21 protein-coding genes are annotated in these 21,350 nt (G+C 56.0%); 13 read left to right on the top strand and 8 right to left on the bottom strand.

Translation table 11 applies throughout. The features are described from left to right. The first annotated feature begins 1 nt into the window (after position 1). On the top strand, positions 2-1,135 hold the full coding sequence (gene dnaJ / locus hmeg3_RS20380; protein ID WP_094565358.1) for a molecular chaperone DnaJ: 1,134 nt from the start codon (positions 2-4) through the stop codon (positions 1,133-1,135). Positions 1,136-1,442: 307 nt separating this feature from the next. Continuing rightward, positions 1,443-2,123, top strand: coding sequence for a carbonate dehydratase (can, locus tag hmeg3_RS20375; RefSeq protein ID WP_094565357.1), 681 nt, complete (start codon positions 1,443-1,445; stop codon positions 2,121-2,123). 137 nt (positions 2,124-2,260) lie between these two features. On the opposite strand, the gene panB is transcribed toward can, so the two are convergent. From panB to hmeg3_RS20360, 3 genes are all read right to left on the bottom strand, one after another. Beyond that, complete coding sequence (gene panB, locus hmeg3_RS20370; protein ID WP_094565356.1) at positions 2,261-3,094, bottom strand: 3-methyl-2-oxobutanoate hydroxymethyltransferase; 834 nt, start codon at positions 3,092-3,094, stop codon at positions 2,261-2,263. Position 3,095: 1 nt separating this feature from the next. After that, entirely contained in the window at positions 3,096-3,737 is a 642-nt protein-coding gene (locus hmeg3_RS20365; RefSeq protein ID WP_094565355.1) for a deoxynucleoside kinase, read from the bottom strand. A gap of 155 nt (positions 3,738-3,892) precedes the next feature. After that, positions 3,893-4,240 (bottom strand): DMT family protein, encoded by a 348-nt coding sequence (locus hmeg3_RS20360; protein WP_094565354.1) that lies wholly within the window; start codon positions 4,238-4,240, stop codon positions 3,893-3,895. Between the two features lie 339 nt (positions 4,241-4,579). Here hmeg3_RS20360 and hmeg3_RS20355 point away from each other — a divergent pair, with 339 nt between their 5' ends. From hmeg3_RS20355 to hmeg3_RS20305, 11 genes are all read left to right on the top strand, one after another. After that, positions 4,580-5,680 carry a chemotaxis protein gene (locus hmeg3_RS20355; protein WP_232511751.1) on the top strand — a complete coding sequence of 367 codons (1,101 nt, stop codon included), beginning with the start codon at positions 4,580-4,582 and terminating at the stop codon, positions 5,678-5,680. Between the two features lie 120 nt (positions 5,681-5,800). Further along, positions 5,801-6,172: a response regulator gene (locus hmeg3_RS20350; protein WP_094566477.1), complete on the top strand. Its 372-nt coding sequence runs from the start codon at positions 5,801-5,803 to the stop codon at positions 6,170-6,172. Between the two features lie 11 nt (positions 6,173-6,183). Then, positions 6,184-6,507 (top strand): lipid asymmetry maintenance protein MlaB, encoded by a 324-nt coding sequence (locus tag hmeg3_RS20345; protein ID WP_094565353.1) that lies wholly within the window; start codon positions 6,184-6,186, stop codon positions 6,505-6,507. Next, positions 6,504-8,792 (top strand): chemotaxis protein CheA, encoded by a 2,289-nt coding sequence (locus hmeg3_RS20340; RefSeq protein ID WP_094565352.1) that lies wholly within the window; start codon positions 6,504-6,506, stop codon positions 8,790-8,792. Before hmeg3_RS20345 ends, hmeg3_RS20340 begins: the two co-directional genes overlap by 4 nt. 132 nt (positions 8,793-8,924) lie before the next feature. Further along, a complete protein-coding gene (locus hmeg3_RS20335) occupies positions 8,925-10,724 on the top strand; it encodes a methyl-accepting chemotaxis protein (RefSeq protein ID WP_094566476.1) in 1,800 nt (599 codons plus the stop codon). Between the two features lie 54 nt (positions 10,725-10,778). After that, on the top strand, positions 10,779-12,389 hold the full coding sequence (locus hmeg3_RS20330) for a methyl-accepting chemotaxis protein (protein ID WP_094566475.1): 1,611 nt from the start codon (positions 10,779-10,781) through the stop codon (positions 12,387-12,389). An 11-nt stretch (positions 12,390-12,400) separates the two neighbouring features. Next, complete coding sequence (locus hmeg3_RS20325; protein WP_094565351.1) at positions 12,401-12,958, top strand: chemotaxis protein CheW; 558 nt, start codon at positions 12,401-12,403, stop codon at positions 12,956-12,958. Between the two features lie 88 nt (positions 12,959-13,046). Continuing rightward, positions 13,047-13,877 (top strand): protein-glutamate O-methyltransferase CheR, encoded by an 831-nt coding sequence (locus tag hmeg3_RS20320; RefSeq protein WP_094565350.1) that lies wholly within the window; start codon positions 13,047-13,049, stop codon positions 13,875-13,877. Continuing rightward, positions 13,874-14,449, top strand: coding sequence for a chemotaxis protein CheD (locus tag hmeg3_RS20315; protein ID WP_094565349.1), 576 nt, complete (start codon positions 13,874-13,876; stop codon positions 14,447-14,449). The genes hmeg3_RS20320 and hmeg3_RS20315 overlap by 4 nt, the downstream gene beginning before the upstream one ends. Then, a complete protein-coding gene (locus hmeg3_RS20310; RefSeq protein ID WP_094565348.1) occupies positions 14,446-15,594 on the top strand; it encodes a chemotaxis response regulator protein-glutamate methylesterase in 1,149 nt (382 codons plus the stop codon). The genes hmeg3_RS20315 and hmeg3_RS20310 overlap by 4 nt, the downstream gene beginning before the upstream one ends. Next, a complete protein-coding gene (locus hmeg3_RS20305) occupies positions 15,584-16,855 on the top strand; it encodes an EAL domain-containing protein (protein WP_094565347.1) in 1,272 nt (423 codons plus the stop codon). The genes hmeg3_RS20310 and hmeg3_RS20305 overlap by 11 nt, the downstream gene beginning before the upstream one ends. A 91-nt stretch (positions 16,856-16,946) precedes the next feature. Here the strand turns inward: hmeg3_RS20305 and folK are convergent, their stop codons facing one another. From folK to hmeg3_RS20280, 5 genes are read right to left on the bottom strand one after another with little or no spacing between them, the layout of a single operon-like run. Next, positions 16,947-17,453: a 2-amino-4-hydroxy-6-hydroxymethyldihydropteridine diphosphokinase gene (folK, locus tag hmeg3_RS20300; protein WP_094565346.1), complete on the bottom strand. Its 507-nt coding sequence runs from the start codon at positions 17,451-17,453 to the stop codon at positions 16,947-16,949. Next, positions 17,450-18,877, bottom strand: a complete 1,428-nt coding sequence (gene pcnB / locus hmeg3_RS20295; RefSeq protein WP_094565345.1) for a polynucleotide adenylyltransferase PcnB — start codon at positions 18,875-18,877, stop codon at positions 17,450-17,452. Before pcnB ends, folK begins: the two co-directional genes overlap by 4 nt. A gap of 21 nt (positions 18,878-18,898) precedes the next feature. Then, positions 18,899-19,573 (bottom strand): HAD family phosphatase, encoded by a 675-nt coding sequence (locus hmeg3_RS20290; RefSeq protein WP_094565344.1) that lies wholly within the window; start codon positions 19,571-19,573, stop codon positions 18,899-18,901. Further along, entirely contained in the window at positions 19,570-20,265 is a 696-nt protein-coding gene (gene hda / locus hmeg3_RS20285; RefSeq protein WP_094565343.1) for a DnaA regulatory inactivator Hda, read from the bottom strand. Before hda ends, hmeg3_RS20290 begins: the two co-directional genes overlap by 4 nt. After that, a complete protein-coding gene (locus hmeg3_RS20280; RefSeq protein ID WP_094565342.1) occupies positions 20,262-21,350 on the bottom strand; it encodes an AI-2E family transporter in 1,089 nt (362 codons plus the stop codon). Before hmeg3_RS20280 ends, hda begins: the two co-directional genes overlap by 4 nt.

Here is a 21,350-nt window from a genome sequence, read left to right as displayed (position 1 = left end):
CATGGCAAAACGTGACTTTTACGAAATTCTAGGTCTGGCGAAAAACGCTACCGACGACGAAATCAAGAAGGCTTATCGCAAACTGGCGATGAAGCACCATCCTGACCGCAACCCTGACAGCAAGGGCGCGGAAGAGAAGTTCAAGGAGGTCAAGGAAGCCTACGAGATGTTGTCGGATCCGCAAAAGCGCGAGGCCTACGATCGTTATGGTCATGCCGGCGTTGATCCCAATATGGGTGGCGGCGGTGGCGGCGCGGGTGCAGGTGGATTTGCCGATGCCTTCGGCGATATTTTCGGCGACATCTTCGGCGGTGGTGGCGGCGGTCGCGGTCGCAGCTCCGGACCGCAGGTCTATCGCGGCGCCGATTTGCGCTACAACCTGGAAATCACGCTCGAGCAAGCAGCCCACGGTTTCGACACCACAATTCGCGTACCGTCCTGGGATGAGTGCGACACCTGCCACGGCTCCGGCGCCAAGCCAGGTACTTCGCCGACGACTTGCGGCACCTGCGGCGGTCACGGCCAGGTGCGCATGCAGCAAGGTTTCTTCAGCATTCAGCAAACTTGTCCGAAGTGCCATGGCAGCGGCAAAGTCATTCCTGAGCCATGCCCGACGTGCGCCGGTGCGGGCCGTCTGAAGCGCAACAAGACGCTGGAAGTGAAGATCCCTGAAGGGATTGATGACGGCATGCGTATTCGTTCGTCCGGCAACGGCGAACCCGGCATGAACGGTGGTCCTCCAGGTGACCTGTACGTGGAAATTCACATCAAGCAACACGAAGTATTCCAGCGCGACGGCGACGACCTGCATTGCGAAATGCCGATCTCTTTTGCCAAGGCAGCACTGGGTGGTGAGATTGAAGCTCCGACCTTGAGCGGCAAGGCATCCTTCACGATTCCTGAAGGCACGCAATCGGGCAAGACCTTCCGCTTGCGCGGCAAGGGTATCAAGGGTGTGCGTTCCGGCTACGCCGGTGATTTGTTCTGCCACGTCGTGGTGGAAACGCCGGTCAAGCTGACCGAACGCCAGAAAGATCTGTTGCGCGAATTTGAAAAACTGACCAACGAAGGCGGCGCCAAGCACAGTCCGCAGACCAAGACCTGGAAAGACAAGGTCAAGGAATTCTTCGAGTAAGCCCCTATGAAACCTGCCGCGCTTAGGCCATAAGTCAAAGCGTGGCAGGTTTTTTGCATGTATTTTCTATACAATGCAGTCGCGGCAGTCAGTGTTGTATCCTGATTACCGAACATTTCCCGAAAGACATTTTTGCATACGCCGAGGCTGATTATTTCAGCCAATCTGGCCGGCAGGGCGGAAGCAGCGTCCGCCGCGATCGCCTGTGCGCTGTTTTTCGTTCATTCACCACCATGCATGCCGTCACATCGTATCGTGTCATTTCATACGCTGTACGACGGAAGTGTGACACTCGATCTTGCCGACTATGACCAAACCAAGCCAACAAGACCAGGTTCAGCAACTCCTTCTTCAAGGCAATCGCCGCTGGGCATCCGAAATCACGGCGCGTGACCCCGACTTTTTCTTGAAGCTGGGCTCGCAGCGTTCTCCGGAATATTTCTGGATCGGCTGTTCCGACAATCGCGTACCTGCCAACGATTTGCTGGGTTTGTTGCCGGGCGAATTGTTCGTCCATCGCAACATCGCCAACGTGGTTGTGCACACGGACTTGAATTGCTTGTCGGTACTGCAATTTGCGGTCGACGTGCTGAAGGTCAAACACATCATCATCTGCGGTCACTACGGTTGCGCCGGCGTGCAAGCCGCGTTGACCAAGCGTCGTGTCGGTCTGGCCGACAACTGGCTGCAACACGTGCAGGATGTACATGAAAAGCACGTCGGTTGTTTCCACGACCATATGTCCGAAGGCGACCAGCATGATCGCTTGTGCGAACTGAACGTATTGGAGCAAGTCGCCAATATCTGCCGCACTACCATCGTCACCGACGCCTGGGAACGTGGTCAGGAGCTCAGCGTTCACGCGCTGGTATATGGCGTGCACGATGGTTTGCTGGAAACCTTGTCGCCGACCATCGGCAATGCCGAGGAATGCAGCCGCCATCTGGCGCAAAGCCTCGGACGTTATCGCGATATCAGCGGTGACTGATCATGGATGACTGATCAGCGAGTAGATCTCTGATCGCCGATGAAAAAAGCCTGCATGAAGATCATCATGCAGGCTTTTTTTTTCCGTTTGATTGCTTGTCTGTTCGGACTCAGCATCGGCATTAGTTTCGCTTCGGCTTAGAAACAATGTTCTGCCGCAGGAAAACTCTGGTCGCGCACGGCCGCTACATAAGCGCGCACGGCATCTTCCACACTGGCTGCGCCGTCCATGAAATTTTTCACAAATTTTGCTTTGTGTCCTGGGAACACACCCAGCATGTCATGCATCACCAGCACCTGGCCGGAGCAATCGACGCCAGCGCCGATGCCGATGGTGGGAATGTGCAATTGCGCCGTCACCTCGGCGCCCAGTGTTGCTGGGATCGCTTCCAAAACCAGCAATGACGCACCTGCTGCCTGCACGGCCTTGGCATCGGCGTGCAAGAGCTCTGCACCTTCCAGCGTCTTGCCTTGCACTTTATAGCCGCCCATCTGATGCACCGACTGCGGGGTCAGTCCAAGATGTGCACAGACCGGAATGCCGCGTTCGGTCAGCAGGCGAATCGTGTCGGCAAGCCACGCGCCGCCTTCCAGTTTCACCATGTGCGCACCCGCTTGCATCAGCTTGACGGCATTATCGAAGGCCGCCACCGGCGTGGCATAAGTACCGAACGGCATGTCCGAGACGATCAGCATGGTCTGGTTGCCACGCGCTACGCTGGCTGTGTGATACGCGATGTCGGCGATCGTCACCGGCAGTGTGGATTGATGACCTTGGCAGACCATGCCGAGTGAATCGCCGATGAGTACGGTATCAACGCCGCTGCGATCCATCAGCGCCGAGAAGCTGGCGTCGTAACAGGTCAGCATGCTGATTTTTTCACCTTTGTCGCGCATCGCCTGCAGCGTGTGGACAGTGACTTGTTTTTTGCGCGCTGCGGGTGTGGGTGCATCTTGCAGGTAGGCTGCCAAATTATTCTCCTCGGTTCAGAAAGGCGCGCTTGCCGCGCATTTCAACGATGTGCGACAACAGCTGCTGGAAATCTTCTTCCCGCTCGGCCATGTTCATGTGCTCGTTGTTGACGATCAGCAGTGGCGCAGCATCGTAGTTGTAAAAAAAACGACTGTAACTGTCACACAGGCGTTGCAGGTAATCGGGCGAGATCGATGCTTCCATCGGGATGCCGCGCTTCTTGATACGTTCCACCAATGTGTCCACCGGCGCCTGCAGATAGATCACCAGATCCGGCTGAACAGCGTGCGGACGCATGTGCTGATAGAGCTGTTCGTAAAGTTTCAACTCTTCATCAGCTAGCGTCAGGCGCGCAAACAGAGGATCTTTTTCCAGCAAAAAATCGCCGACGAAACGCGTGTGAAAAAGATCCGACTGCGCCAGCTCCTGCAATTGCTGAATGCGCTGGAACAGGAAGAACATCTGTGTCTGCAAGGCATAGCGCGCGGCATCGCGATAGAACTTTTCCAGGAAAGGATTTTCCTGCGGCTGCTCCAGCACAGCCTGCGCACCGAGATGTTCGGCCAGCTTGCGGGTCAGGGTCGTTTTGCCGACCCCAATGGGGCCTTCCACGACGATGTATTTGTAGCTTTCTAAATCCATTCTCGCTCTTGGCAGGTAATTTCATTCGGCACCATTGGGACCAGTTGGCGCCACATGGTGAGCCCGCATTGTAGGAGATTGACGCGATGCTGTCAGCGAGACGTCAGAGATTCGCGCTGCGGTATGCGTTGCCCTATGCGCGGTTAAAGGAGCCGTCAGCTGCGGAAGATGAAATACACCGCACCCACCAGGCACAACGCCGCCCAGACATAGTCCAGTTTGAACGGCTGGTTCATGTAAATCATTGCAAAGGGAACGAACACGGTCAGCGTGATGGCCTCTTGCATGATCTTCAGTTGCGCCAGGCTGAACTGTGTATAGCCGATGCGATTGGCCGGCACTTGCAACAGATATTCGAAGAGCGCGATTGACCAACTGATCAGCGCAGCGATCCACCAAGGCTTGGAAGCAAGGCTCTTGAGGTGACCATACCAGGCGATGGTCATGAAAATATTGGACAGCGCCAGCAAGCCGACGGTCTGAAATGCGACAGGGATTTGCATACGTATATTCGTTAAGAGAAGTGAATATTTCTTGATGGAAAAATTTACTTTGACAAATCAAGCTGAATTCTGCCTCTATTCCCCCGACAGACCAAGAGATGCGCACCCCAAAATAAGAGATGAATAAAATTGGGCGAAGTGTGTGCAGAGTCAGGGTATCTATCTTCAGCCGGCAAAGATGGTTGAGATTATGTTGCTATATTGCAATTCAAGGTAAAGAATAAATCGTGATGAATGTATAAAAAACCGATGAATTGTTGCCGTTAATGCATGTGGACCCGTGCTGGGAGGCCTGGTTCGTCGTAGCTGTAAAAAATCAAACATTCTGATTGGGATACCGTGAAGCCGAAATACCAAGCCGTGCTATTGATCTGGGGGATCAATGCGCTTTTGCTGGCTTTGTTGGCGCCGAGATGGTGGCAAGGCTTGATAGCCGGACTGCTCATCGCCGCTGCTGCATGGGCGCTGACTGGCAAAGACAACTCGGCTGAGGCCGATGCTTCTGCCGTCGCCACAGCTGTGGCGTCCGCCAGGAGCACCGACATCACTGCGGATATAAGCGCAACCGGCTCGACGGCAACATACGTGGTGTCACCGGAGTTGTTGCAAGGCGTGGTGCCGGTCTGGCGCAACAATGTTCAACTGGCCCGCGCGCAGACGCAGGAGGCGATCGACAAACTGACGCAGCGTTTTGTCGGAATTCACCAACGCCTTGGCGGTGCAGTGAGTCTCGCCGAAGGCGGCAAGAATGGCGACGTGCTGCAAGTCATTCAGAAAGCGGCGCAGCAACTTGGTGGTGTCGCAGAAGCATTGGAGCAAGTCTTGTCTACGCGCGACAGTCTGCTGCGCAAGATAGAGATACTGGGGCAGCACAACGAAGATATCCGTCAATTGGCGCAGGAAGTCGAACAGATCGCCGGTCGTACCGGCGTCACGGATTTGTTCTCCGACGAGCACAGCTGGACTGAATTGGCAGCGCGTTCCGCAGAGGCGGGCCAGAAAATCATCAGCAAGACCAAAAACGTGCAGCAGCAGATACACACCGCGCTGGTGTCGGCCAATCAGCTCGATAACGACGCCACCCGCATGATGGACGATTCGCGCGTTGTCATCGCTACCGTCATCGCCGATTTCCGCGAGTCTGCATTCAAGCTCAGTGGCACCGTCGGCCAGTTGGAAGAAGAGAATCGGGAAGTCGATCAGGAAGTTTGCGACATCCTCGTCAATCTGCAATTCCAGGATCGCATCAGTCAGATACTTGATCACGTGCAGCTCGATATGGTCAAGCTGGTGGAGCTGGTTGAACAAGCGCAGATCTTGCCTGATCGGCAGACGTGGCTGGCCGATCTTGAAAAGACCTATACCACGCAAGAGCAGCGCCAGATACACGCAGGTCAACAGGCCAACAAATCAATGCAATCGCAAGTTGATTTCTTCTAAGAGGGTGACATGCATGCAAAAGTTGATAAAAACAGATTTTCTGAAGCGCAATTCGCAGAGACGGTCACGGCCGCAGCTATCGCTGCATGTCGGCACGATCTTTCGGCCGGGAGCGCTGAAATGAGTTCGAAGACTATCTTGATCGTCGATGATTCGTTCAGCTTGCGTCAGACCATCAGCATGGCGTTGAAGGCCGCAGGTTACGACGTGGTAGAAGCCATCGATGGCCGCGACGGGCTCAATAAACTCGACGGTCGCAAATACAATCTGGTGATTTCCGACGTCAACATGCCGAATCTTGATGGCCTGAGTTTTGTACGCGAGCTCAAGCAAAACCCGAACTACAAATTTACGCCGGTGTTAATGCTGACCACTGAGAGCGGTGACTCGCGCAAGCAAGAGGGCAAGGCGATCGGCGTACGCGCGTGGGTGCACAAGCCTTTTCTGCCGCCGGTACTGCTCGAAGCAGTCGCCAAGCTGGTATCCCCTTAAGGAACGAGACGATGCCCTTGACGCAAAGCACACGCGACGGACACTTGCGACTCCTGGTGAATGGCGGCTTTACCATTTTCCAGGCGGCCGAGTACAAGCCGCAACTGCTTGGCGTGGTTGATGCCGCCGATGATGTGCTTGAGGTGGATCTGAGCGGCGTCGATGAAATCGATACGACAGGACTGCAATTACTGCTGCTGATGAAACGTGAAGCGGCACTGCAATATAAGCAATTATTTTTCAACGGAATCAGTCCCGCGGTGCAAAGTGTGATCGACATGCTGCATCTGCAGGACACCTTCGATACTCAACCATCCATCCAGGGGCTCGCATGAAAAAAGACGCCGCCCGCGATGCATTGGTGCAAGAAGCGCGAGAGCTGCTCGTCGCCATGGAAGCAGCCTTGCTGCAGATCGACAGCGATGGTCCCAGCAAGGATGCGATCAATGCGATCTTCCGTGCCGCACACACCATCAAGGGATCGGCAGGACTGTTTGCCTTCGACAGCATCGTCAGCTTTACTCACGTGCTGGAAAATGTCCTTGATAAAGTACGCAACGGAATCCTGAAACTGGATGACGACATGATGTCCCTGTTGCTCAATTGCGGCGACTACATGGGCGACCTTGTCGATGCGATCGAACAATCAAAAGAAGACCAGGAGCCGGATCTGGCGCGTCGTACGGAGCTGGAAACCGCACTGAATGCGCATCTGGCGCACATTGCGGTCATTGAAACGGCGAATGCCAATGCACCTGTTGTTGATACCACCGGTCTGACCGAGACTGTGGCTGCCGTGACTGCTGCCGCAACGGCGATGGCAGAAGTGGCGCAGGATGCAAAGCGGAATGACAATGACAATGGCAGCGAAGCTGCCGTATCCAATCCTTATTGGCATCTGTCCTTGCGGTTCAATCCCGATGTGTTGCAGGACGGCCTTGATCCGCTGTCGTTCTTACGCTATCTGATGACGATGGGTCGCAACGTCTATGCGCACACCATCGAGTACACCATGCCGACGGCTGACGAAATGGATCCGGAGCGTTGTTATCTCGGATTTGAAATCGGTTTTGACAGCACTGCTGATCGTAGCGCGATTGAAGGCGTCTTCGAATTCGTGCGTGAAGACAGCGATATCACGATACTGGCTCCCCACTCTCCGCTGAATGACTACCGGCAATGGCTGGCGGGCATGCCGGAGCGCGATCACCTCGCACAGCTATTGCTGCAATCGAGGGCATTGACCGAAGCTGAATATGCTTCCCTGCGCAATGCGTCCACATCATGCGGTGATACGGTATCCGGAGAGAACGCGACGGCGCCTGCCGCCAATGCGAAGACCGGTACGTTCGAACTGGCGCCGCACGCCGCGCCTGGCGGAAGTTCTCCAGCGCGTGTGAAATCCGGTGAGGATAGAAAAGGCCAGGAACAAAAATTCATCAAAATTGAAGTCTCCAAGCTCGATCAACTGATCGATCTGGTGGGTGAACTTGTGATCGCCGGCGCCGGCGCCAGTCTGGTTGCCAAGCGCAAAAAAGATCAGCGCTTCGAAGAAGCGACGCAGCTTATTTCCGGACTGGTCGAGCAGATCCGGGATGCTGCATTGACGTTACGTATGGTGCAAATCAATGAAGTGTTTCAGCGCTTTCCACGCGTGGTACGCGACATCTCGCGCGAGATGGGCAAAGAAATCGAATTGATTGTCACCGGCGCCGACACCGAACTCGACAAGTCGATGGTGGAGAAGATTTCTGATCCCCTGATGCACATCGTGCGCAACGCCATGGATCATGGCATTGAGGCTGCCGAAATCCGGCGCGCTGCCGGTAAGCCGGAGTCCGGTGTTCTGCGGCTCAACGCGACCCACGAATCGGGCAGTGTGGTCATCGAAGTATTTGACGACGGGCGTGGTCTCGACAAGGATCGCATCCTGCGCAAGGCAGTGCAACAAGGTCTGATTTCCAGTGATACGAATTTGTCGGACAAGGATATTTTCCGCCTGATTTTCGAGCCGGGATTTTCCACTGCAGAACAAGTGACGGCCTTGTCCGGACGTGGCGTCGGTATGGACGTTGTCAAACGCAATATCGATTCCCTGCATGGAGAGGTTGATATTTTCAGTAACCCGGGGCAGGGCACGATGGTGCGCATCCGCTTGCCGTTGACACTCGCCATCATCGCCGGCTTTCAGGTCATGGTGGGTGGAGCGGTCTTCGTCATTCCGCTGGATCTGGTGGTCGAATGCATCAACCTGTCGGCGCATCAGGTGCATGAGAATATCGTGACATTGCGCGGCGAACCATTGCCGTTTATTCCGCTGCGTGAACTATTCGATCTGCCCTACAGGGAATCGCCTCGCAAGAGTCTGGTCATCGTTCAATACGGGCAGATGCGTGCGGGTTTGCTGGTCGACAACCTTCTCGGCGAATGCCAGGCAGTGATCAAGCCGTTGGGAAAATTGTTCAGCAAGGTCAAGGGGTTGAGCGGGTCGACCATTCTTGGGGATGGGCGCGTGGCCCTGATTCTCGATGTGCCGCATCTGATCGCCCACACCGGGCAGATGGAGCAGGCCGGCATCCGCCGGTCTGAAAGCCGGGTGGAGTACGGTGAACGTCACTGAATATCACCGAGCGACCGAGTGGTATGCATGCAGGTTAGCCGGTACGAGTTAAATTGAAATAAATTGCATACGGCACGGAAACCTTCCCTGCCGATGTCAGAAAAAAACGCAATGGGAAACAAGGGAGTTGTCATGCAGAACAGATTGACGCAACGAATGAGCATCCGACAGCTTTTTATCTGGCTGGTTATCGTGCTGGCCGTATTGATGGGGTCAATCGTCAGTGCGACGCGCGCGCTCAAGGAAGCCAACAGCAATCTCGATCAGGCGCATGAATCGCGCTATTACTCGTTTGCGCTGGCCAATGAAATGCGCCGCAATTCAGAGGACTTGACCAAGTTCGGACGCGCTTATGTCACTACGGGTGATCCTAACGACGAAGAGCGCTACTACATCGTGCTCGATATTCTCAACGGCAAGCGTCCGCGTCCAAAAAATTATGAGCGCTTCAATCTCGATCTGATCAATGCCAAGCAATTCAATAATATGCCGCTCGACCCGGCTATTCCTCTCATCGAACTGATGAAGAAGGCCGGCTTCACTGGTCCGGAACTGGCGAAGATGCAGGAGGCGAAAAGCAGTTCGGATGCGCTGACTAAAATCGAGATTACTGCCTTCAATGCCGTCAAGGGGCAGTTCGATGACGGAGCGGGAAATTTTACGGTCACCGGCGCTCCCAACCAGGCGATGGCACAGGAATTGATGTTCGATCAGAACTATCGCTCTATGGTGGGACGCGTCATGGTGCCTATCAACGATTTCCTGCGCATGGTCGACGAGCGCACGCAGAAGCGTGTGCACCTCGCACAAGCGCGTTATTCGGAACTGGAACTGGTGATCTTTTCCCTGCTGAGCGCATCCATGCTGCTGTTGCTGGTCTGCCTGTTCTTCACCTACCGCGTCATTCGTTCGCAACTGGGTGGCGAACCTAAAGACGCCATGATGGTACTGCGCAAGATAGCGGAAGGAGATCTCACCGTTAAAGTGCCGGTTTCACCGAAAGATACCGGCAGTGTTTTGCACAGCACCCAGCAAATGGTCGCCAAATGGACGGCAGTCATTGGCGACGTCAGCGGCACGGCAAGTTCATTGGCATCCGCATCCGAGCAGATATCGGCATCGTCGCAAGCCTTGAGCAAGAACGCGTCGCAACAGGCATCCAATGTCGAAGAGACGAGCGCTTCGGTGGAGGAGATCACGGCGACTATCGCCCAGAACGCCGAAAATGCACGTGTAACCGATAACATCGCCAGCAAGTCCGCCAATTCGGCGGCCGAGGGCGGCGAAGTGGTGCGCGAGACCGTACAGGCCATGAAACAGATCGCCGGCAAGATCGGCATCATTGACGACATTGCCTATCAAACCAATTTGCTGGCGTTGAATGCTGCGATTGAAGCGGCGCGCGCCGGTGAGCACGGCAAGGGGTTTGCCGTCGTTGCCGCCGAAGTGCGCAAGCTGGCCGAACGTTCGCAGACTGCTGCACAGGAAATTATTGCGGTGGCGGAGAACAGCGTAATGCTGGCGGAGAAGGCGGGTGGACTGCTCGACCAGATGGTGCCGTCGATCCGGCGTACCGCTGATCTGGTGCAGGAAATCTCTGCTGCCTCACGCGAGCAATCCGCCGGGCTGGAGCAAATCAACAATGCCGTTCATCAGATGGCGCAGACCACCCAGATGACCGCATCGGCATCCGAAGAACTGTCCTCCACCTCTGAAGAAATGAGTGCGCAGGCGATGCAGTTACAAGAGCTGATCTTGTTCTTCCAGGTCGGAGAAGAAAAGCGTACGCCCCTGAAAAAAGCAGACGGTAAGCCGGGAAAAATGGTCAATGAACCACCTGCTATCAGCACCAAGTTCGTCAAGCCCAGCCGTATCTCGATGTTGGATGGCGGTGATGATCCAGTGGATGAATCATCGTTCAAGCGGTTTTGATTCGATGATCCAGGCAGCATAAAGAATGGTGCATGACGCGAAAGAGGTATGGAGATGAAGCTATCCAGCAAGCTTGCCGTCAGTTTTGTTTTCGCCGCGCTGCTGACGGCGGTCGTTGGTGCTGACGGTATTTTCAATTTGTTTCGCGTCAACGGCATGCTGCGGGAAATCTATACGTCGAATCTTCTGACCATCGTCAATCTGAGCCAGACCAATAAACTCACCATCGAGATAGCAAATGCGGTGCTGGCCATGGAAAAGTCTGATCAGCACATCGAGCGTAAGCGGATTGCCGATGCGTTGCGTTTCAAACTTGACGAGCTCAAGAAGGCCTATGCCAGCTACAAGTCGACGACGGTATTGAGCGAGCAGGAACGATCCCTGCAGGCGCGAGTGGATCAGGTGATCGCGGTGTTTGTCACGCAGATAGAGCTGCGCCGCGACTATTTGCTGCGTGACGACGACAGCAAGGGAGATCCTGAATCCATCAGAAAAGAGCTGAATAACCTGCACGTGCAATTGGAAGCACTGATTGATGAAAACGTACTGCAGGCAAATGCCAACAAGGAAAAGGCAGGCGTACTGGAAAAACAAAACCTGGAGCGTAGCCTTGCGGTCATTGCGGTGGCTTTGCTGACGGCGCTTTTCCTTGGCTGGTACACGCGGCGCGCTTTCCTGCTGCAGATTGGCGGTGACCCGAAAGAAGTGATGCGTGTGTTGCGAAAAATTGCCAACGGCGACCTCGCCGTCCAGTTCAACTCCGAAAAAGTTCGTAAGGGTAGTGTGTTGGATAGCGCACGCAGAATGCTCGACAGGCTGACAGAAGTATTGGGTGACGTGAATGCGGCGACTGTTACGCTGGCGTCCGCTGCGGGCCAGTTGACGGCGGCCGCTGAGCAACTCAGCAATAATTCATCGCAACAGGCTGCGGATTCTGAAGAAGCCAGCAGCGCCATAGGCCAGATTGCCGGCACGGTCGGAGTCAATACCGCTAACGCCAACCTCACCAACAAAATCGCAGACGAATCGGCGCGTACTGCGGCCGAAGGCTGTGAGGCAGTCCGCGAGACCCTGGATGCCATGCGCGAGATAACGGCCAGGATCAGTGTCATCGACGACATTGCGTATCAAACGAATCTGCTGGCGTTGAATGCCGCGATTGAGGCCGCCCGCGCCGGCGAGAACGGCAAGGGATTTGCGGTGGTTGCCAGCGAAGTGCGTAAGCTGGCTGAACGATCACAAGTTGCCGCGCAGGAGATCGTCGAAGTCTCGGAGCGTAGTGTTCATCTCGCAGAAAAAGCCGGTAAGTTGTTGGAAAGCATGCTGCCTTCGATTCAGCAGACTGCCGATCTGGTTGACGGCATTTCGTTATCGGCGCGTGATCAGAATTCTAGTCTGGTTCAAGTTCATAGTGCCATCGGCCAGATTACACAGGCGATCCAGTTGAATGCCGTTGCGGCGGAAGAATTGTCCGCCACCTCGGAAGAGATGAGTGACCAGGCCACTCAGTTGCGCGACATGATGAGTTACTTTTCGCTGGTCGAAGCTACCGATGAGTTGATTCAGGACGTGCCGGTACAGACGCTGATCGAGGGGAAAAATTTTCCTCGTACGGTTGAAGGTATCGGCGGCTATGTCAAGAAATCGGTGTTGTCAGATGTTTGAGGAGTACGTGTATGCCCAGTTTATCGCTTAACGGTGATTCGTCGTTTAGCCGGTCACAACAGCAGGAGGCGGTGCAGAGCCGTCAGTTCCTGTCGTTTGTGCTGGGCGATGAAATGTTCGCCATGCCTATCGGGGAGATTCGCGAAATCATCGAGTTTTGCAGTCTCACCGAAGTGCCGCTGATGCCAAATTTTTTGCGCGGTGTGATCAATCTCCGTGGCGCCGTGGTGCCGGTCATCGACTTGTCTGTGCGCTTTGGCCGCGCCCAGACACCGATCGCCAAGCGCACTTGTATCGTCATCATGGAGGTGGTGCAGGATGAGCAGATCATGTTGTTTGGTGTAATGGTCGACGCAGTGCGCGCGGTTCTCACGGTCGAGAACGACAAGGTGGAGCCGCCGCTGAGCTTTGGCACCCGGTTGCGAGCTGATTTCATCGAAGGCATGATCAACATCAAGGATCGCTTCGTGGTCGTGCTGGATATCGGGGCTGTACTGTCGGTCGACGAGTTGTCGACGCTGATGGGAATGGCTGCCCTTGAAGAAGCAAATGCGCCGTCAGCGAGCTGATGACACGATGCACGCCGTGCTGGTCTTGTGTCTTACCGGCGCAGCCAGTTTCCAGAAAGTACAGCACGTCATTTGTGGGAGCAGGTAGATGAATTCCAGTATCGAGTCGATGGCACTGGATGTCAGTGATGAGGAGATGCTGCTGTTTCAGCAGCTCTTCAAGCGCTACATCGGGCTGTACCTGCCATTCTCGAAGAAGGCACTACTGTGTAGCCGCCTGTCGCGCCGCTTGGTTGAACTCGGGCTGTCCGATCTGCGGGGCTACTACGCGCTGATTTCCCAGCCGCAAGAAGAGGCGGAACGGCAGCGCGCGATTGATCTGATTACTACCAACGAGACCTATTTCTTTCGCGAGCAAAAGCACTTCGATGCCTTGCGCGACGATATCTTGCCGCAAATATCTGCGCGGAACGAGATGAAGATCTGGAGCGCGGCAAGTTCAACCGGCGAAGAAGCCTATTCCATTGCGATGCTGCTGGACGATTGTCGCGCACATCATCCCTGGAGCATTCAGGCGTCCGACATCAGCCAGCGCGTGCTGACATTTGCGCGGCGTGCCTTGTATCCGATGGTGCGCGGCGAGCATATCCCGAAACCGTATCTGTCGCGCTATTGCCTTTGCGGTACCGGCGAATATGAGGGCCATTTCCTGATCGATCAGCGCATCCGAAGACGGGTTGCTTTCGAGCAGCGCAACCTGTTAAATCTGCCGACAGAAATGGATGAGAAGTTCGACGTCGTATTCTTGCGCAACGTCATCATCTATTTCGATTTTCCGACCAAGGTCGATGTGATCCAGGGCGTCATTCGCAAGATTCGCCCGGGTGGCTGGCTCATTGTCGGGCACTCGGAGTCTTTGCACGGCATGCCGCTCGATCTGCAGATGTTTGCGCCGTCCATCTACCGGAGACCGTTATGAGCGAACGTGTCTTTGTTAACCTGGGCGAAGTCTATTTCGGTCAGGGAGACCTGCAAGTCGAGACTTTGCTGGGGTCATGTGTGGCGATCACCTTTTGGCATCCGATCCGGCATCTGGGGGGACTGTGCCACTTTCTTTTGCCGGTGCGACGTTTGCATCGCGAGCGGGGCGAGGACGACGAACCGGACGGACGCTATGGCGAGGAAGCCCTGGTGCGTCTGCTCAACGAGGTGCGCAAGCACGACACGCAGGTGGCCGATTATCGCGTCAAGGTTTTTGGCGGCGGCAACATATTGGGATTGCCGGCATCCAAAGTGCGCATAGGGCAGGCCAATGCCGACTGTGCGCTGGAGATGTTGCAGCGCCAGAATATCCCGATCACGGCGCAAGATATCGCCGGTGATGGTTATCGCTATTTGCGCTTCGATCTGAACAATGGCGATGTCTGGGTGCGGCGCGGGCATGGCGTCATGCACGATATGGAAAAAGTACCGGCAGAGCGCAATGAAGTCGCGGCGTCGACGCTGTCGAAGCGCAGCAGTGAACTTGCTTCCGGCAGGGGGCGCTCATGACTATCAAGGTAATGATCGTCGACGATTCGTCGGTCGTGCGTCAGGTGATTCAGGATTTGATTGAACCGTGTCACGATATCAGCGTGATCGCCACGGCGCCGGATCCGATTTTTGCGATGGCGAAGATGCGCGCCAATTGGCCGGACGTCATCATTCTGGATATCGAGATGCCACGTATGGATGGCATTACCTTCCTGCGCCAGATCATGGCGATCAGGCCGACGCCGGTGGTGATTTGTTCCTCTCTGGCCGAGCGCAGTGCGTCTGTCACGATGGAGGCATTGGCGGCCGGCGCAGTGGGGATCATTACCAAACCTTCACTGGGCATACGTGATTTTTTGCAGGACAGTTCGGAAGATTTGATTGCCGCGATACGTGCCGCGTCACAGGCGCGTTTGCGGCGCTCGGCTGCGGGTGGTGGAGGTGGTAGCGGTAGCAGTGGCGGCGATCAAGTCGGCAATGATGTCGAAAAACTGCTGCGTGCAGATACCTCGGCCGGCAGCAAACCGGATGGCGCGCGCTTGAGCGCAGATGCCATTCTGGACCCGCCTGGTTATCTTGACGGACTGATTCCGGTGACCGCCAGGATCGTCGCCATTGGCGCTTCGACCGGTGGCCCGCAGGCCCTGGAAAAGGTGTTGAGTTCTGTTGGCGAGGGAAGTCCAGGACTGGTCATCGTGCAGCACATGCCGGAAAAATTCACGCAAAGTTTTGCAAAACGTCTCAACTCTCTCTCCACAATCCAGATCAAGGAAGCCGAGCATCACGATCTTGTGTTGCCTGGACGTGCTTTAGTTGCACCCGGCGGTTCACACATGATGGTCAGGCGGGATGGTGTGCAGTACTATGTAGAGGTGGTCAGCGGCCCGCTTGTCAGCCGCCACAAACCATCGGTGGATGTCCTGTTTCGCTCTGTCGCCAGAGCCGCAGGAAAGAACGCCGTCGGTATCATCATGACCGGTATGGGCGACGATGGTGCACGTGGCCTGAAAGAAATGCGCGAGTGCGGTGCTGCGACTTATGCGCAGGACGAAAACAGCTGTGTCGTGTATGGCATGCCGAAGGAAGCAGTATTGCTCGGTGGTGTGGGCGATGTCGTTTCTCTTGAAAACATCTCTTCCTTGATTGACAGATATGGTTACTAAATTGACGCCTTTTCCAATAGAGACCTTGTTGATTGTCGATGACAGTCCGTTGCAGCGCTTGCATACGGTAGGTCTGATGCGTGACCTTGGCGTTGAGATGATCTATGAAGCCGGCGACGGACATGAGGCGCTGGAACTGCTTGGCTTGTTGCGTTTGCCGCCAAGTCTGGTGATCGTTGATCTCGAAATGCCGGGCATGGATGGTGTTGAATTTATCCAGCAGTTGCAACTGCGCAAGCTGAACTTTCCCCTGATTGTTGCCTCCAGCCGTGAGCGATCCTTGCTGGCGTCGGTGGAAACCATGATAGAAGCGCTTGGCATGCATATATTGGGAGCATTACAGAAGCCCCTTAATCAAGAAAAGATTCTTGGTGCACTGAATTCTTTTGGGAATAGTCTGGCGTTGAAAGAAAAAGATTCAGTACTGCCTGTCGTGCGCGAAATTGATTTGCAAATGGCGATTCGAAATCACGAAATCGTCGCCTACTATCAACCCAAGGTCGATATCCGCACCGGCATGCTGAAAGGTGTGGAAGCGCTCGCGCGATGGATACATCCGCAAGCCGGGATGATTCCTCCAAACCATTTCATCCCATTGGCAGAGAGTTCCGGCCTGATTCATGAGTTGACTTTGTCGATGCTGGAGCAGGCCATGGCGCAGGCGGCACTATGGAACGAACGAGGCTTGTCGCTGAAGGTCGCCGTCAATTTGTCTCCGCTGTCACTCGACATACCAAGCTTCGTACAGAAGGTGTCTGATCTCCTGGCGCGACATGCCTTGCTGGCCGAACAGATCGTATTGGAAATCACCGAAAGTTCAGTCGTGGCGAATCTGGGAAGTGCGCTGGGTACGCTCGCGCGCTTCCGTCTCAAGGGATTCGGGTTGTCGATTGACGACTACGGTACGGGTTTTTCGTCGATGCAACAGCTGGCACGCATCCCTTTCACTGAACTGAAGATTGATCGCTCGTTTGTGCACGGTGCACACACGCGTCAGAATCTGCGCGTGATCCTGCAGTCCGCGCTCGACATGGCGAAGCGTCTGGAGCTGGAGACGGTTGCAGAGGGAATTGAAACCATCGAAGACTGGCGCTTGCTGCAAGACTCCGGCTGTACGTTGGGGCAGGGCTATCTGATTGCCAAGCCGATGCTGCCCAGCGAGTTGCCTATCTGGTTGAAAGGTCATCATCGCCGTTTGGGCGAGCTGCGTCCGCAGCATGATGCAGCGACCGGCAACGAAGGATCGAAGCCGGAGAATTAAGCGGTATTCAACGCAGATGCACGGCTCACGTGCGTTTTGAGTATTCTCGTTGATTCTGTCGGATTTTGTCGCTTGTTGACGTTCCGGATGATCAATCGCTGATCTGATGAATCGGTTGATTCGCCACACCGGCACGGAAATCCTGCGCAGCGCCGGCGCCTGGGATGGTGACGGCTGAATTGATCGCCAACAAGGGAATCAGCACGAAGGCGCGCTGTGTCATGCGTGGATGCGGGACAGTCAATACATCGTCGGAAATGACTCGATCACCATACAGCAAGATATCCAGATCCAGCGTGCGTGGCGCATTGCGGTAAGGGCGTTGGCGCCCATGCGCCTGCTCGATGTTTTGCAGCGCCTTCAGCAAATCATGTGGGGATAATAACGTAGACAGTTGCGCAACGGCGTTGACGTAGTCGTCACCGTCGGCATCAACCGGCACGGTGCGATAGAGCGGGGATTGTGCGGAGAGCGTAGTGTCCGGCAATTGTGCCAGCCGATGCAGTGCATCTTCTACGGTTGCGCGGGCATCACCGAGATTGCCGCCGATACCGATATAGGCAATCGTCGGCGCGCTCTCAGAGGCTGCCAGGGTCATGCTTCGCCGTCGTTCGATGGTTTGTCGGCGCCACCACCAGTTTTGCTGCGATTACGGCCGCCACGGCGTTTGCGTTTTTTTGCGGGACCTGTATTGGCGCTGGCACCTGCGGCCGGGCCTGCGCCGGCATTGCCGCCACCGCTGCTGGAGTTGGTGGGCTTGCGCGAGAGCAGGACCTCACGTTCCGGACCATCGCCTTCCATAAATGCCGTCCACCAGTCGCCCAGCTCTGCATCGATTTCTCCCGATGCGCAACGCAACAGCAGGAAGTCGTAGCCGGCACGCAGCCGCAGATGCTCCAGCAGCTTGTACGGTGCCTTGCCGGTGCGGCGTTCGAAGCGCGGCTGCATGGCCCAGATGTCGCGCATGTCGGACGCGATCTTGCGTTGCAGGGCGAGCTTTTCGGTCTGTGCATTGAGCACGTCATCGGCGGCGAGATGTAGCGCCGGAATCGGATATTCACCGGCGGCCTGATAGGCACGCCATTTTTCCAGCACCTGATGCCACAGCAGTGAGGCGAACAGGAAACCCGGCGAAACCGGCTTGCCTTGCTTGATGCGGGCGTCCGTATTGGCCAGCGCCAGCGTGACGAATTTTTCGCCGAGAGGTTGTTCCAGCACGACGTCGAGCAGCGGCAGCAAGCCGTGATGCAGGCCTTGCTTGCGCAACTGCTGCAGGCAGGCAAGGGCATGGCCGCTCATGAGCAGCTTGAGCATTTCGTCGAACACGCGCGCCGCCGGCACATTGTCGATCAGCGGCGCCATGACCGCGATCGGCGCACTGCTGGCAGGGTCGATATTGAAGTTGAGCTTGGCGGCGAAACGCACCACGCGCAGCATGCGCACCGGATCTTCGCGATAGCGTGCTTCCGGTTCGCCGATGATGCGCAAGGTCTTGGCCCGGATGTCGGCGATGCCGCCGTGATAATCCAGCACGCTTTGCGAGGCCGGATCGTAGTACATCGCATTGATAGTAAAGTCGCGTCGTACGGCATCTTCGTGCTGCTCACCGAAGGTGTTGTCGCGCAGTACGCGGCCGTGTTCATCCTTGGGAGCCATGTCGGCGGAGGCGCCGCGGAAGGTGGTGACCTCGATCAATTCCTGGCCGAACATCACGTGCACGATCTGAAAGCGGCGACCGATGATGAAGGCGCGGCGGAACAGTTGCTTGACCTGCTCCGGCGTGGCGTTGGTGGCGACGTCGAAATCCTTGGGCTTGACCGACAGCAGCAGATCGCGCACGGCGCCGCCGACGATGAAAGCCTTGAAGCCGGCATCCTGCAATGTCTGCGTGACACGGATAGCGTTTGGCGAGACCAGTTGCAGGTCGATGCCATGCTGCTTCTGGCTGAGAATGGTCGGCTCGGTGGAGGAGGCGTCCTTCTTGTTCTTGCCGAGGATCGAGCGGATGAACTTTTTAATCATTGCGTTGTAGTTTGATTTTTATCATTGCGCGTCGAAGAGATTCAGAATCGGCCAGCCTTTGGCGATCGCATGCGCCTTGAGCTTGTCGTTGGGGTTGGTGGCGACCGGATGGGTGACGCGCGAGAGCAGCGGAATGTCGTTTTGCGAATCGCTGTAGAAATGGCTTTGTTCGTAGTCGGCAATCGTCTTGCCGAGTGTCTTGAGCCAGGCTTCGGTGTGGGTTACTTTGCCTTCGGCATAGGTCGGTGTGCCCAGCAGGCGACCGGTGATGTTGCCTTCGGCATCGAGTTCCGGGAGTGCTGCGATCAGGTGATGTACCTTGAACAGCTTGGCGATCGGTTCGGTGACGAAGCTGTTGGTGGCGGTGATGATGGCGACGGTGTCACCGGCATCCAGATGTTTTTGCACCACGGCGACAGCGGCGGGCACCATGGCCGGTTTGATGACTTCTTCCATGAACTGGACATGCCAGTCATCGAGTTGCTTGCGCGGGAATTTGGACAGCGTGCCGAAGGCGAATTCCAGATACTTCACCGGATCCAGCGTACCGGCCTGATAGTGTGCATACCATTCGTCGTTGGCCTTGCGGAAGGCTGCGGCATCGATAGCGCCGGTGCGGGCCAGAAACTCGCCCCACTCATGGTCGGAGTCGATGGGAATCAGGGTGTGGTCGAGATCAAATAAGGCGAGATTCATAGCGTTTCGTCTTCAGCTTCCTGTTGTAATAGATCGCGCAGCAGCGGCAAGGTGATGGGGCGCTTGGTTTCCAGCGAATAGCGGTCAAGCGCGTCGAGCATGCGCGACAGGGAAGGCATGTCGCGCCGGTAATGGGTCAGCAAATAAGAGAGGATGCCGGGCGAGACGGTCATGCCGCGGCCTTGCGCCGATTGCGTCAGGGCGGCGATTTTCTCGTCGTCGGTCAGACCGTGCAATTGATAGATCAGGCCCCAGCCAAGCCGCGTGCGCAAATCTTCGCGTACCTGCAATTGCGCCGGCGGTTGTGTGCCGGTGCTGATCAGATAACCACCGAATTCGCGGATCTTGTTGAACAGGGTGAAGGCCGCGATCTGCGAGTCCGGCGAGAGCTGTTCGCAATCGTCGAGCAGATAGCATTGCACGCTGGGTGTGTAGTCGAAGACGCTGTCGAAAGCTTCTGCGGCCGTGATCAGGCGGCTGGCGACATTGGCATGTGCCAGCGAATGCAGCAGATGCGTCTTACCCGCGCCGTTTTCACCCCAGAGGTAGATAAAGCGGTCGTTTAATGTCGGCTGCGCTTGCGCCGACGCGATGGCTTGCAACCGTTGCAGCAGTTCTGCATTCTGGCCGGTCACAAAGGTATCGAAAGTCGGCGGCTGCTGCGCGCTCAAATCCAGCAGAAGTTGTCTCATGTCTCGCTATTGTAGAAACTGCTGCTCAGGTAATGTTGGCGCAGGTGCCGCACCATCACCGAAATGATGGCCGAGGTAGGCAGGGCAAGCAGTACGCCGACAAAACCGAATAACTGCCCGAACGCCAGCAAGGCGAAGATCACGACCAGCGGATGCAGGCCGATGCGTTCTCCGACCAGTTGCGGCGTCAGGATGAAGCTTTCCAGCACCTGGCCGATGCCATAAATGATGGCGACGGCAACCAGCCCGTACAGGCCGGTGAATTGCAATACGGCGGCGATCAGCGCCAGCGCCAGGCCGAGGCCGAAACCCACGTAGGGAATAAAGACCAGCAGGCCGGTCAGAATGCCGACCGGCAACGCAATGTCAAAACCGGCGATGGCCAGCGCTATTGAATAATAGGCCGCGAGAATCAACATCACCAGTAATTGTCCGCGCAGATATTGTGCGAGCAGATCGTCGACTTCTTCCGTCATGTAGCTGATCTTGGCAACCCAGCGGCGTGGGATCATGCCGCGCAGGCGTCCGATGAAAGAATGCCAGTCTTGCAACAAATAAAACAACACCATCGGAATAAACAACAGATTGGCCAGCCATGCCAGCACGGCGGTGCCGCCAATCTTTACCGAGGCCAGCACCGAAGCCCAGATTTCATCGCCGCTGGTGGCGAGCTGCTGGGTCATGATCTTTTTGATGCCGGTGACATCCAGGCGGACGTGGATGCCGTATTCGCTCAGACGTGGCGCCACGGCGGTATTGAGCTTGTCGAGAAAATTGGGAATTTGCTGCTGCAGCAGTGGGATTTCCTTGACCAGCACCGGGACCACGACCAGAACCAAGGCCAGTACGGCCAGCACCAGGAGCAGGATGATGATCAGCACCGCCAGCACGCGCGGCAGGCGGAAACGGCCGATACGACGCCCGGCCAGCCAGTCGACGCCCGGATTAAGGGCATACGCCAGGATGGCGGCGGTGACGAAGGGGGTCAGCATGGGGCCCAGAAGTACCAGGAGGCCTACCAATAAAAGCCCTAAAATGAGCCACAACAAGCTTTGTTTTTGCTCATCCGTTAAAGAAAAAGGCAT

The sequence above is a fragment of the Herbaspirillum sp. meg3 genome (assembly GCF_002257565.1).
Taxonomy (GTDB): domain Bacteria; phylum Pseudomonadota; class Gammaproteobacteria; order Burkholderiales; family Burkholderiaceae_D; genus Herbaspirillum.
This window is presented reverse-complemented; position numbering and strand designations above follow the sequence as displayed.

Bases quoted from the DNA above. Each gene is read 5' to 3' on its own strand.
- dnaJ (WP_094565358.1), top strand. From the start codon at position 2: ATGGCAAAACGTGACTTTTACGAAATTCTAGGTCTGGCGAAAAACGCT.
- can (WP_094565357.1), top strand. From the start codon at position 1,443: ATGACCAAACCAAGCCAACAAGACCAGGTTCAGCAACTCCTTCTTCAA.
- hmeg3_RS20365 (WP_094565355.1), bottom strand. From the start codon at position 3,737: ATGGATTTAGAAAGCTACAAATACATCGTCGTGGAAGGCCCCATTGGG.
- hmeg3_RS20360 (WP_094565354.1), bottom strand. From the start codon at position 4,240: ATGCAAATCCCTGTCGCATTTCAGACCGTCGGCTTGCTGGCGCTGTCC.
- hmeg3_RS20350 (WP_094566477.1), top strand. From the start codon at position 5,801: ATGAGTTCGAAGACTATCTTGATCGTCGATGATTCGTTCAGCTTGCGT.
- hmeg3_RS20345 (WP_094565353.1), top strand. From the start codon at position 6,184: ATGCCCTTGACGCAAAGCACACGCGACGGACACTTGCGACTCCTGGTG.
- hmeg3_RS20340 (WP_094565352.1), top strand. From the start codon at position 6,504: ATGAAAAAAGACGCCGCCCGCGATGCATTGGTGCAAGAAGCGCGAGAG.
- hmeg3_RS20335 (WP_094566476.1), top strand. From the start codon at position 8,925: ATGCAGAACAGATTGACGCAACGAATGAGCATCCGACAGCTTTTTATC.
- hmeg3_RS20330 (WP_094566475.1), top strand. From the start codon at position 10,779: ATGAAGCTATCCAGCAAGCTTGCCGTCAGTTTTGTTTTCGCCGCGCTG.
- hmeg3_RS20325 (WP_094565351.1), top strand. From the start codon at position 12,401: ATGCCCAGTTTATCGCTTAACGGTGATTCGTCGTTTAGCCGGTCACAA.
- hmeg3_RS20320 (WP_094565350.1), top strand. From the start codon at position 13,047: ATGAATTCCAGTATCGAGTCGATGGCACTGGATGTCAGTGATGAGGAG.
- hmeg3_RS20315 (WP_094565349.1), top strand. From the start codon at position 13,874: ATGAGCGAACGTGTCTTTGTTAACCTGGGCGAAGTCTATTTCGGTCAG.
- hmeg3_RS20310 (WP_094565348.1), top strand. From the start codon at position 14,446: ATGACTATCAAGGTAATGATCGTCGACGATTCGTCGGTCGTGCGTCAG.
- hmeg3_RS20305 (WP_094565347.1), top strand. From the start codon at position 15,584: ATGGTTACTAAATTGACGCCTTTTCCAATAGAGACCTTGTTGATTGTC.
- folK (WP_094565346.1), bottom strand. From the start codon at position 17,453: ATGACCCTGGCAGCCTCTGAGAGCGCGCCGACGATTGCCTATATCGGT.
- pcnB (WP_094565345.1), bottom strand. From the start codon at position 18,877: ATGATTAAAAAGTTCATCCGCTCGATCCTCGGCAAGAACAAGAAGGAC.
- hmeg3_RS20290 (WP_094565344.1), bottom strand. From the start codon at position 19,573: ATGAATCTCGCCTTATTTGATCTCGACCACACCCTGATTCCCATCGAC.
- hda (WP_094565343.1), bottom strand. From the start codon at position 20,265: ATGAGACAACTTCTGCTGGATTTGAGCGCGCAGCAGCCGCCGACTTTC.
- hmeg3_RS20280 (WP_094565342.1), bottom strand. From the start codon at position 21,350: ATGCCTTTTTCTTTAACGGATGAGCAAAAACAAAGCTTGTTGTGGCTC.